Annotated in this window: 7 protein-coding genes and 2 pseudogenes; all 9 read left to right on the forward strand. The window is 68.7% G+C overall.

Annotated elements, in window-relative coordinates; all coding sequences use genetic code 11:
- Positions 1 to 472 precede the first annotated feature (472 nt).
- Positions 473 to 2701, forward strand: a complete 2229-nt coding sequence (locus ACRX5W_RS31720; RefSeq protein ID WP_436791850.1) for an ATP-binding protein — start codon at positions 473 to 475, stop codon at positions 2699 to 2701.
- A gap of 11 nt (positions 2702 to 2712) precedes the next feature.
- A pseudogene (locus ACRX5W_RS31725) lies at positions 2713 to 5478 on the forward strand (ABC transporter permease subunit); the annotation flags it as partial.
- A gap of 44 nt (positions 5479 to 5522) precedes the next feature.
- Positions 5523 to 5726 (forward strand): hypothetical protein, encoded by a 204-nt coding sequence (locus ACRX5W_RS31730; protein ID WP_436791856.1) that lies wholly within the window; start codon positions 5523 to 5525, stop codon positions 5724 to 5726.
- A 126-nt stretch (positions 5727 to 5852) separates the two neighbouring features.
- Positions 5853 to 6368, forward strand: a pseudogene (locus ACRX5W_RS31735) (glycoside hydrolase family 3 N-terminal domain-containing protein); the annotation flags it as partial.
- Positions 6369 to 6451: 83 nt separating this feature from the next.
- Positions 6452 to 7024 carry a fibronectin type III-like domain-contianing protein gene (locus ACRX5W_RS31740; RefSeq protein WP_436791851.1) on the forward strand — a complete coding sequence of 191 codons (573 nt, stop codon included), beginning with the start codon at positions 6452 to 6454 and terminating at the stop codon, positions 7022 to 7024.
- 196 nt (positions 7025 to 7220) lie between these two features.
- Positions 7221 to 8492 (forward strand): ABC transporter substrate-binding protein, encoded by a 1272-nt coding sequence (locus tag ACRX5W_RS31745; RefSeq protein WP_436791852.1) that lies wholly within the window; start codon positions 7221 to 7223, stop codon positions 8490 to 8492.
- 480 nt (positions 8493 to 8972) lie between these two features.
- On the forward strand, positions 8973 to 9689 hold the full coding sequence (locus ACRX5W_RS31750; RefSeq protein ID WP_436791853.1) for a CBS domain-containing protein: 717 nt from the start codon (positions 8973 to 8975) through the stop codon (positions 9687 to 9689).
- 312 nt (positions 9690 to 10001) lie between these two features.
- Positions 10002 to 10970 carry an APC family permease gene (locus tag ACRX5W_RS31755; RefSeq protein ID WP_436791854.1) on the forward strand — a complete coding sequence of 323 codons (969 nt, stop codon included), beginning with the start codon at positions 10002 to 10004 and terminating at the stop codon, positions 10968 to 10970.
- Between the two features lie 14 nt (positions 10971 to 10984).
- Positions 10985 to 11203 (forward strand): hypothetical protein (locus tag ACRX5W_RS31760; protein ID WP_436791855.1); only part of this gene is annotated, 219 nt, incomplete at its 3' end.

Genomic DNA, 11203 nt, shown 5'->3' on the forward strand with positions numbered 1-11203 from the left:
CGGAAAGTGCCGAACGACGGCGCTTTCCGTCCCATCGTCGTCTCCGAGGGCGGACGGGTGCGACAACAAACGGCAACCGGAACATCCGGCGCCCCTTCGTCCGGGAAACTTCGGGTCCGGAACCGGTTCGACTCGTGTGTGCGGCTTTCGCGGTTCGCGCACTGACAGGGACGAGACGAACCGGGGCCGCGCCACACGAGTCCAGCCATCCACGGCACTCCCCCCGACGCCGTCCCCGACCGGGGAAGCGGGCGCCGGCAGGTGCGGGAGCGGCAACTCCGCCTCCGGCACGGCCACTCACGGCAAACCTGCGACATGCGCGGGCGATGTGTTCCGCCGTGCCCTGCCTGCCGGCGCCGGCCCAACGCCTCATATGCGCTACCCGCCACTCGCTGACCTCGTCAGCCCGTTCTTGCGGAGAGTCCATGCAAATGCCCCCTGTCCGAGTCCCGCGCACCGATCGGCCGCAGCCGTGAGCGCGCCCACGGAACCCGCGGAAACCGGCGGTGCCGCGGCGTCGTCCGCAGCCGGGCTCGCCGCCGGACTCATCGAGGCCGAGGCGGAGCGCCGCGCGCGCCAGGCCGAGGCGCAGCGCGAGGTGTTGTTCGCGGACGAGCTGTTGCCCGGCGTCGGCGACGAGAAACTGACGTTGCGTCAGGGACTGGCCGCCGGCGGGTCGATGACGTTCCTGACCCTGTTCCTGCTCAGCACCCTGGACGAACTGGAGTCCGCGGCGCTGGGCATCCTGTCGCCCGAGATCCGCGACACCTTCGGCCTGAGCGACTCGGCGATCGTGTTCATCTCGGCGGCGTCGGGCGCGTTCCTGGTGCTGGGCGCGCTGCCGATGGGCTACCTCGCCGACCGGTTCCGCCGCAGCCGCATCGTCGGCTGGGCCGGGATCATGTTCTCGGCGATGGCGGTCGCGAGCGGCCTCGCGGCCAACGCGTTCCTTTTCTTCCTCGCGCGCTTCGGCGTCGGGGTCGCCAAGGCCAGCAACATGCCGGTGCACGGCTCGATGCTCGCCGATACGTACCCGATCGGTGTCCGCGGGCGGATGTCCGCCCTCAACTACAGCGGTTCGCGTGCCGCTGCGGCACTGAGTCCGGTCCTGGTGGCCGGCATCGCCACGCTGGCCGGCGGAGACGAGGGGTGGCGCTGGGCGTTCCTGGTTCTCGGCCTGCCGTGTCTGGTCGTGTCCATCTGGGCGTTCCGGTTGCCGGAGCCCAAGCGCGGCCAGCACGAGATGAAGTCGGTGCTCGGCGAAGTCGTCGACAACCACAAGCCGATGCCGATCTCGATCGAGGCGGCGTTCGCGCGGCTGCTGCGCATCAAGACGATGAAGACCTCGATCCTCGCGTTCTCGGCGTTGGGGTTCAGCCTGTTCAGCACCGGTGTGCTGGGCAATCTGTGGGCGGACGACCACTTCGGGATGTCCACGTTCTCGCGTGGTCTGATCGCCTCCATCGGCGGTGCCGCGGTGCTGTGCACGCTGCCGTTCATCGGTCCGTGGTATGACCGGCTCTACCACAGCGACCCGTCCAGGGCCGTGGCGCTGCTCGGTTACCTGATCCTGCCGGGCGCGGTGCTCCTGCCGATCCAGTGGTTCATGCCGAACGGGTACCTGTTCCTGATCTTCGGTATCCCGGCGATGCTCTTGTCCTCGGTGTCGTTCGCGATGACCGGGCCGTTGTTGAACTCGGTGGTGCCGTACCGCCTGCGCGGGTTGGGGGCGGCGCTCGCGGCGATCTACATCTTCTTCATCGGCGGCACCGGCGGTGCCGTGTTGTCGGGCCTGATCAGCGATGTGTACGACCCACGCGTGGCGGTACTGGTGATCGGCATACCGTCCACCGCGATCGGCGGCTTCCTGTTGGTCCGCAGCTCGCACTTCATCCGCAACGACCTCTCGCTCGTCGTGCAGGAACTGCGCGAGGAGCTGGAGGAGAAGGAACGGCAGGAGCAGGACCCGGAGCAGATTCCGGTGCTCCAGGTCAACAACATCGACTTCTCGTACGGGCACGTGCAGGTGCTGTTCGATGTGGCGTTCGACGTCAAGCGCGGCGAGACGCTGGCGCTGCTGGGTACGAACGGTGCGGGCAAGTCGACGATCCTGAAGGTGATCTGCGGACTGGGCACCCCCGAGCGGGGCGTGGTCCGGCTGGGCGGTCAGACGATCACGTATGTCGCGCCCGAGCAGCGCGGTCGGTACGGCATTCATCTGCTGCCGGGCGGCAAGGGCGTGTACACGGACATGACGGTCCGGGAGAACCTGGAGATGGCCGCGTTCCGGTTCCGGAAGGACGCGGCGCGGCGGGATGAGCGGTTCGCTTATGTGCTGGACCTGTTCCCGGACCTGAAGGGCCGTCAAGGGCAGGTGGCGGGGTCGTTGTCGGGTGGTCAGCAGCAGATGTTGGCGCTGGCGATGGTGCTGATGCACGACCCCGAGGTGCTGCTGATCGACGAACTCTCGCTCGGGCTCGCGCCGGTGGTGGTGCAGGACCTGCTGGCGATCATCGAGCGGCTCAAACAGGACGGGCTGACGATCGTCGTCGTGGAGCAGTCGCTGAACATCGCGCTCGCGATCGCGGACCGCGCGGTGTTCCTGGAGAAGGGCCAGGTCCGGTTCACCGGGCCGGCACGGGAGTTGGCCGAGCGCGATGATCTGGCGCGTGCGGTCTTCCTCGGCAAGGAAGGCGGCTGACGGTCATGGAAATGCCAACGACACAACTGCTGTTCGACGGCGCGGTCACCGGTTTGGTCATCGGCCTGCTGGCCATGGGCATCGTGCTGGTCCACCGCTCCACCCGCGTCATCAACTTCGCGGTCGCGAACATGGGCCTGGTCGGCTCGGTGCTGTTCGCGCTGCTGGCGGTGCGCTACAACGTGCCGTACTGGATCGCTCTGCTCATCTCCCTCGCCGCGGGCACGGCGTTCGGCGCGATCATCGATCTCGTCGTCGTACGAAGGCTGTTCAACGCGCCCCGGGTGATTGTCCTGGTCGCCACGATCGGTGTCGCCCAGCTCGCGCTGACGATCGTCACCGCGTTCCCGGAGATGGACGACTACACGAACGACGTGTATCCCGTTCCGTGGTCGGGGAGTTGGTCGCCCACCGACGACCTGACCGTCACCAGCGCGCAGATGAGCATCCTGGTCACGGTGCCGGTCGCGGCGGTGCTGCTCGCGCTGTTCCTGAGCCGGACGGTGCTGGGCAAGACGGTGAAGGCGTCCGCGTCCAACCCGGAGCTGGCCCGTCTCCAGGGCATCAGCCCCAAACTCGTCTCGACGGCGGTGTGGGCGATCGCGGGCCTGCTGGGCACGCTGTGCCTGATCCTGATCTCCGCGCAGAACAAGTCCCTGACCCAGCTCACCACCCTTGGCCCGGGGACCCTGCTCCGTGCCCTCGCCGCCGCCGTCATCGCCCGGATGGTGTCGTTCCCGATCGCCTTGGGCGCGGGGGTGGCGCTGGGTGTCCTCCAGTCGTTCATCCAGTTCAACTGGCTCGACCAGCCGGGCCTGACCGATCTGGTGCTGCTGGTCCTGGTGCTGGTGGCGGTGTTCTTCGTCAGCCGGGGCCGGGACACCGAGTCGTCGGCGTTCTCCTTCGCCCCGAAGATCAAGCCGGTTCCCGAACGCCTCAAGGGCGTGTGGTGGGTCCGGCACATGGAACGCGCGACGCTGCTGTTCCTCGGCCTGGTCGCGGTGATCGTGCCGCTGATCGTCACCCAGCCGTCGCGGCACCTGCTCTACACCGTGATCCTCGCGTACGCGATCTGCGCCGCGTCGGTCACGATCCTCACCGGCTGGGCCGGGCAACTCTCCCTCGGCCAGATGGCGTTCGCCGGCCTGGGCGCGCTGACCGCGGCCGCGCTCAACCGCGGCATGCGCATCGAACTCGGCGACACCGTCTACAGCATCCAGGCCCTGACCTTCCCCACGGCCGTCCTCATCGCGACGCTGGTGACCGCCGCGCTGGCCGCGCTGATCGGCGCGGGGGCGCTGCGGGTCCGCGGCCTGCTGCTCGCGGTCAGCACGTTCGCGTTCGCGATCGCCGCCGAGCAGTTCTTCTACCGCCGGGACATGTTCCACGACGAGGGCATGGACACCGCGTCGTTCCCCCGCAGCACCGTGTTCGGGATCGACGTGTCCAGCCAACGCTCCTACTACTACCTGGTGTTGGTCGTCCTGGTCGTGGTCATGTGCATCGTGGCGCGGCTGCGCAAGACGGGTGTGGGCCGGACCACGATCGGTGTGCGCGACAACCCGGCCACCGCGGCCGCGTACACCGTCGCGGCCGCGCGGGTGAAGCTCCAGACGTTCGCGCTGGCCGGCGGTATCGCGGGCCTGGGCGGGGCGCTGCTCGCGGGCGCGGTGCAGACCGTGCCGTACGCCGACAAGTACTTCCTCGGCGACGACTCCCTCGTGCTGGTCTCGATCGTGGTGATCGGCGGCCTCGGGTCGGTGTCCGGGTCGGTGCTGGGCTCGCTGTGGGTGATCGGCCTCCCGGCGATCTTCCCCGACAACGAACTGGTGCCGATGCTGACCTCCAGCATGGGCCTGCTGATCCTGCTGCTCTACTTCCCCGGCGGCCTGGTCCAGATCGGCTACACCACACGCGATGCGATCCTGGCGTGGGCCGACAGGAAACTCGGCCCCGCCGCTCCGACCAAGACCGCGACAGCCGCGCCGAAGGCACTCACCCGGACGGAACGCGAGCCGCTGCCGGCCGACAAGCCGGTCCTGGCGACGTCGCAGGTCCGGGTGCGGTTCGGCGGCCGGGCGGCGGTCGACGGGGTGTCGATCGAGGTGATGCCGAACGAGATCGTCGGCCTGATCGGCACCAACGGCGCAGGCAAGTCCACGCTCATGAACGCGATCGGCGGGTTCGTCCCGGCCAAGGGCGGGGTCGAACTGCTCGGCCGCGACGTGTCGGGAGCGGCCCCGGCCGCCCGCGCCCGCATCGGACTGGGCCGCACGTTCCAGGCGGCAACACTCTTTCCGGAGCTGACCGTTCGTGAGACCGTGCAGATCGCGCTGGAGGCGCGGGGCCGAACCGGACTGCTGTCCACGGCACTTCATCTACCGCACACGTTCAAGAAGGAACGCACCAAGCGGTCCGACGCCGACGACCTGATCGACTTCCTCGGACTCGGCCGCTACGCCGACGCGTTCATCGCCGACCTGTCCACAGGAACCCGGCGCATCGTCGAACTCGCGGGCCTGCTGGCGCTGGACGCCCGCGTGCTGTGCCTGGACGAGCCGACCGCCGGTGTCGCGCAGCGCGAGACCGAGGCGTTCGGGCCCCTCATCCAGGAGATCCGCCGCGAACTCGGCGCCTCCATGCTGGTGATCGAGCACGACATGCCGCTCATCATGGGCATCAGCGACCGCGTCTACTGCCTGGAAACAGGCCGCGTCATCGCCGCCGGCCAACCCGACGAGGTCCGCAACGACCCCAAGGTCATCGCGAGTTACCTCGGCACCGACGAACGCGCCATCGAACGCANGACATGCCGCTCATCATGGGCATCAGCGACCGCGTCTACTGCCTGGAAACCGGCCGCGTCATCGCCGCCGGCCAACCCGACGAGGTCCGCAACGACCCCAAGGTCATCGCGAGTTACCTCGGCACCGACGAACGCGCCATCGAACGCAGCGGCAGCACGGCCACCCACGAGCCCGACCCGGCCAAGAAGCCGGTGGACGGCATCGGCGCCGCACGGTAACGCCGGACCGGCCGGGACGGAGCGTCGAGCCCGACCCGGCCGGTCCGTCCCCGCGAGTCGGCCCCACAAGTCCGCCCGGACGATCGCACGACCCCGCGACACCCGTCAAGACAAGGAGATCTCGGCATGTCCGCTCGTTCGTGGACCTCCGAAGACATCACAAAGCTGCTGGCCAAACTGACGCTCGATCAGAAGGCAGCCCAGCTCGGCGGTTTCAGCGTCGCGGAGCTCATCGTCCGGGGCGAAGGCGCCCCGGCGGAGGGCCCGGCGGTCGACGTGACGAGGCTCGCGGCACTGCAGCCGCACGGTGTCGGACACCTGTCGCTGGGCTGGTTCCTCGGGCGCGATGCGGACAGTCTGCGCGCTCGGCTTGCCGAGATACAGGCCGGTGTCCGTGACGTGTCGCCGTTCGGGATCGGTGCGTTGGTCCACTTCGAGGGGATCAACGGCCTGGTCCACGACTCCGGTTCGCAGTTCCCGACCGCGTGGGCGCAGGCGGCGACATGGGACCCGGAGCTGGTGCGCCGCTCGGCCGCGGTGACCTCAGCGCACATGCGCGACGCGGGAATCCAGCTCCTGTTCTCCCCGGTGATGGACATCAACCGCGATCCGCGCTGGGGCCGCGTCCACGAAACCTACGGCGAAGACCCGGAGTTGGCGGCGCAGTTCTCCGTCGCGTTCGTGCGCGGCATCCAGGGCGACGGCCACGAGCGATCGCCGGCGCGTTGTTCGGTGCGATCAACCCCAGCGGCAAACTGCCCAGCACCTTCCCCCGGCACCTGGGCCAGATCCCGATCCACCACGGCCACCACCACGGCAGCGGCTACGGCCACCCCACCGGCACCCGCCACGGCTACGGTGATCTGCGCGAACAAGGCCCGCTCTACGCGTTCGGCCACGGCCTGTCCTACACCACATTCGCGATCGCCTTCGACGAACAGACCGGGCCTGCCGTCGAGTTCGCCGACGGACAGGTACGCGTGCGGCTGACCGTGGCGAACACCGGAACGGTCGACGGCGAGACCGTCGTCCAGGTCTACGCCCGCGACGAGGCCGCCTCCGTCGTCCGACCGGTCCGCCAACTCATCCAGTTCCGCCGCGTCGCTCTGGCCGCCGACGAATCCCAGGCCGTCACCCTGGAAGCGCCCATCGAGCGGCTGCACTACACCATGACCGACGGCCGCCGCGGCATCGAACCGGGCGATGTGACAGTCATGGCGGGTACGAGCAGCGACGACCTTCCCTGCACCGCCACCATCACCGTGCCCGGGACAAGCCCGTCCCAGGCGACCACCTGACACAAAGCGGGATGTCCCTCGCGCCGCACGACGAGCATCTGCGGCGAGAGGCGTTCACGTAAGGCAGTGCCGCCGACGTACGACAACGCCGACGCGGGGGGCGTCATCGCGTTTCGTTGCCGGAACGTGCCGCACCTCCCCACAGAAGAGGCATCGCACAGCCATGAGAAGGAACCGCACCAGACGACGTGTCACGGTGGCGATCACCGCGGTCGCCGCCGTCATCGCCACCGGATGCGCCGGCGAGAAGAACGACGACGCACCAAGCGCCACCGGCAGCACGGTCGTTCCCCCCGCCCCGGATGTGGCACCCGGCGTGACCGAAGACAGCATCAAGGTCGGTATCACCTATCCCGACTTGTCGTCGGTCAAGCAGTTCATGAACATCGACCACGGCGACTACGAGGTGGTCTACCGCGCACTGATCCAGAAGATCAACGCCGACGGCGGCATCAACGGCCGCAAGATCGAGCCTGTCTTCGGGAAGATCAACGTGGTCTCCCCCGCGACGGCTCAGGAGGCTTGCCGCCAACTGACGCAGGACGCAAAGGTGTTCGCGGCGATCGGCAGCTTCAACGCCGACGAGTCGCTGTGCTACGTCCAAGCCGACAAGACCGCCGTCGTCGGCGGGCCGCTCACCGCGAAGTATTACGCCCAGGCTCAGGCTCCATGGTTCTCCTACGACCGCGGGGGCGACGAAGTCGCCGACGGCATCGAGCTGTTCGCGCAAAACGGTGCCTTCGCCGGCAAGAAGGTCGGCGTTGTCGGCGTCGTCAACGAACAGTCCCTGGTCAAGGATGTCGTGGTCCCCGCTCTGCAACGACGCGGCGTCACCCCGGTACAGACCGCGATACTCGATGCGAGCCTGCGCGACCCGGCGGCAGTGGCGCAGCGAACCGACGCGATCATCCGGCAACTCCAGGCCGCGGGAGCCGACACCATCGTCGTGGTCGGCGGCATGGGGCAGGCGTTCCCCGTGCAGTTGGAGAAGACCGGTTATCGGCCGCGCCTGCTGTTCACCAATCTCTCGACGGCCGAGATCTACACCGGCGACAACGCGCAGCACGACCGCGGCGTCCTGACGAACGCTGCCGCCCTGGGCCCGCTCATCCGCTGGGACGAACCCGATATCCGGCGGTGCGTCGCCACCGTCGAGGCGGCGGTGCCCACGCTGCGCGACAAGCTCTACACCGACGCGCGGACGTTGCCCGCGGGTTCCCCGACACCGCAGGTCGCCGTCGAAACCGCGTGCCGCGCCCTCACCCTCTTCACCGGCATCGCCACCAAGGCCGGCCGCGACCTGACCTACGCGAGCTTCCAGAAGGCCGGTTTCACACTCGGCCCGCTCCGCATCGCGAGCTATGTCGACCCGGCCGACTACAGCCGCGACACTCCCCACGGCGCGATCCCCCCGCGCACGTACACCTACGACCCGGAAGCGAACAAGTTCCAGCTCTCCTTCTCCTGACACCTGACACCTGACACCTGACGCGAACAATCGTCACCGAGCATTGCGATACCGGACCCCGGACACCGGCCCCGCCGCCCCCAGCGCGGCAGGGGCCGGTCACGTTCGCGCGGCGGGTGACCGCAGGCACGGGAGCCGGCGCTCGGTCGTGAGCAGGTGGCGGCGCAGGACGTCATCGTCGAGGTTGGCCAGATGGGGATCCTCTCCATGCATCGGCGGTGTCTCACCGTGGGTGCGTCAGGTGGGCCGTTCGGCCCCTCGTCTGGGCCTGACGCCTCATGTGCCGTCGCGAGCGTTTCGGCACAGTGGACGCGTAGAGGGGGACGGCCCCGGCACCGGCGCGACCGAGCGGAGGAACCGACATGAGCGCCCGGGAGCGCGCTGCCTCCGGATGGAACTGGCCGACGTAGCAAGCGCACGACCGCACCGCGCACCAGACCTTGATCATCCGCCGCACCACCCGATGCCGGGAGGCACACCATGGCCCATCAAATCGTCCGCTCGGTGATGTCGACCGACGTGACCACCGCAGACCCCGACACCGACTTCAAGGACATCGTCGCGGCCATGCAGTCTCGCCGGGTCAGCGCCCTGCCTGTCGTGGACGCCCGCGGCCGGGTCCTCGGCGTGGTCTCCGAGGCCGACCTGTTGCGCAAGGAGGCGCACGCCGGTGGAGAGGAAGGGTCCGCGCGCGCGTCGTACGGTTTCATCACCGGCCGCCGCGCTCGGAACAAGGCGCGCGGAGAGCGGGCCGGCGAAGTCATGACCGCGCCGGCCGTCACCATCCGGGCCGATCAGAGTGTCGTGGACGCCGCCCGGCTGATGGAGCGCAGAAACGTCAAGCGCCTGCCCGTCGTCGACGCCGACGGACGCCTCGAAGGCATTGTCAGCCGCTGCGACCTGCTGCGGGTCTTTCTCCGGTCGGATGAGGAGATCCGCACCGAGATCGCCGAGGAGGTGCTGCTCCGCGCGCTGTGGATCGATCCGGCGATCGTCGCGGTGACCGTCGACGGCGGACGCGTCCACCTGACCGGCACTCTCGAACGCAAAAGCCTCATCCCGCTGGTCGTGCGTCTGTGCCGGGCCGTCGACGGCGTCGTCGGCGTGACCCACACGCTGCGGTTCGACTATGACGACACGTCCACCCGGCCCGGTCGCCGACGTCCCGCAGCCGCCATCGGGGAACGGCATTTCTGAGGTCACGCTGGTCACAGCGCACATGAAGGGACCCGTGCTCACCGACGGGTCCCTTCACGCTTGTCGTCCCACTCGCCCGTCGGAGACGTCGGTGCGAAGCGCGGGTTGAGGTCGACTTCGTTCGGGCGCTCCGCGTGCCTGGCCTCCCACGCGGTGAGGCCGGCGAACCCGCCGAGTCGACCGGCCCCTTGAGCTGCGCGAGGCGGTCGCCCGCGAAGTGACAACGGCGGTGTGTCTCCGCGCGTCCTGCCCACGACGGCGACGTGCTGCTCGAAATCGTCGGACCTGTGGCCCGAACGGCCCCTGCCGAACATGGGTGTCTTCCAACTCCTGACGACTGTGCTCAAGTTCGTCCCGCTGCTGTTCGTCGCGGTGGTCGGCATGTTCTTCGTCAAGGGCGCCAACTTCGGCCCGTTCAACGCGAGCGGGGACGACTTCTTCGGAGCCTTGCAGACGTCCGCCGCGCTGGTGGTGTTCGCCTACTCCGGCATCGAAGCCGTCTCCGTGGCGGCCGAGAAGGTCCGCGACCCCGGACGCAACGTCGGCCGTGCCTCGGTTTACGGCACACTCGCGTGCGCCGCCGTCTACCTGCTGTCCACCGTCGCGATCATGGGCACCGTTCCGCACGGCGAACTGGTCGACTCGACAGCCCCGTTCTCCGACGCGCTCAACAACATGTTCGGTGGCACCATGTGGGGCGGTGTGATGGCGGCCATGGCCATCATCTCCGGCCTCGGCGCCCTCAACGGCTGGACCCTGCTGGTCGCCGAAATGCCCTACGCGGCAGCACGCGACGGCATGTTCCCCACCGCGTTCACGAAGACCCGCCGCGGTGTTCCGTACATCGGCGTCATCATCGGCACGGCGCTCACCATCATCGTCATGGCGATGAACTACCTGCGGTCCGAGGACGCCTTCGAGGACATCCTGCTGCTCGCGACCGTCACGACGGTCATCCCCTACCTGTTCTCCGCAGCCGCACAGCTCTTCTGGCTGGTCACCCGCGAACGGCCGGTGACCCGTGCCGCACTCGCGAAGGACCTGACCATCTCCACACTCGGCCTGGCGTTCACCATCTGGATGGTCTACGGCTCCGGCGCCGAGGCCGTGCTGAAGAGCCTGATCCTGCTGCTGGTCGGCATCCCGGTCTACATCTGGGTGAAGGCCGCGCGGGGCGAGTACGGACCCGCCGAGGCCCCGTCCACCGTCTTCGACGCATCCGCCGTCACCACGACGGACACCGGACCCACAACCGGCCGCCCCGACGAACAGGCGAAGTAGTCCCGCCGATCCGGATGGTCGCGTGTCAGCCCGGTCCCCGCGCGGGCACGCGACCGCCGATCCGCGTCACCAGTACCGCTCCCGCCGCGTGGATCGCCGCGGCGTCCCGCATATGTCTGCGGAAATTCCCGTACCACGAAGGAGAATCGATGGGATTCAACGTGCAGTCGGAGACCGGACGGCTGAGGCAGGTCATCCTGCACCGACCGGATCTGGAGCTCAAACGCCTCACC

The sequence above is a fragment of the Yinghuangia sp. YIM S10712 genome (assembly GCF_051388935.1).
GTDB lineage: Bacteria > Actinomycetota > Actinomycetes > Streptomycetales > Streptomycetaceae > Yinghuangia.

Coding starts and splice junctions, on each gene's coding strand:
- ACRX5W_RS31755 (WP_436791854.1), top strand. CDS start 10,002: ATGGGTGTCTTCCAACTCCTGACGACTGTGCTCAAGTTCGTCCCGCTG.
- ACRX5W_RS31750 (WP_436791853.1), top strand. CDS start 8,973: ATGGCCCATCAAATCGTCCGCTCGGTGATGTCGACCGACGTGACCACC.
- ACRX5W_RS31730 (WP_436791856.1), top strand. CDS start 5,523: ATGGGCATCAGCGACCGCGTCTACTGCCTGGAAACCGGCCGCGTCATC.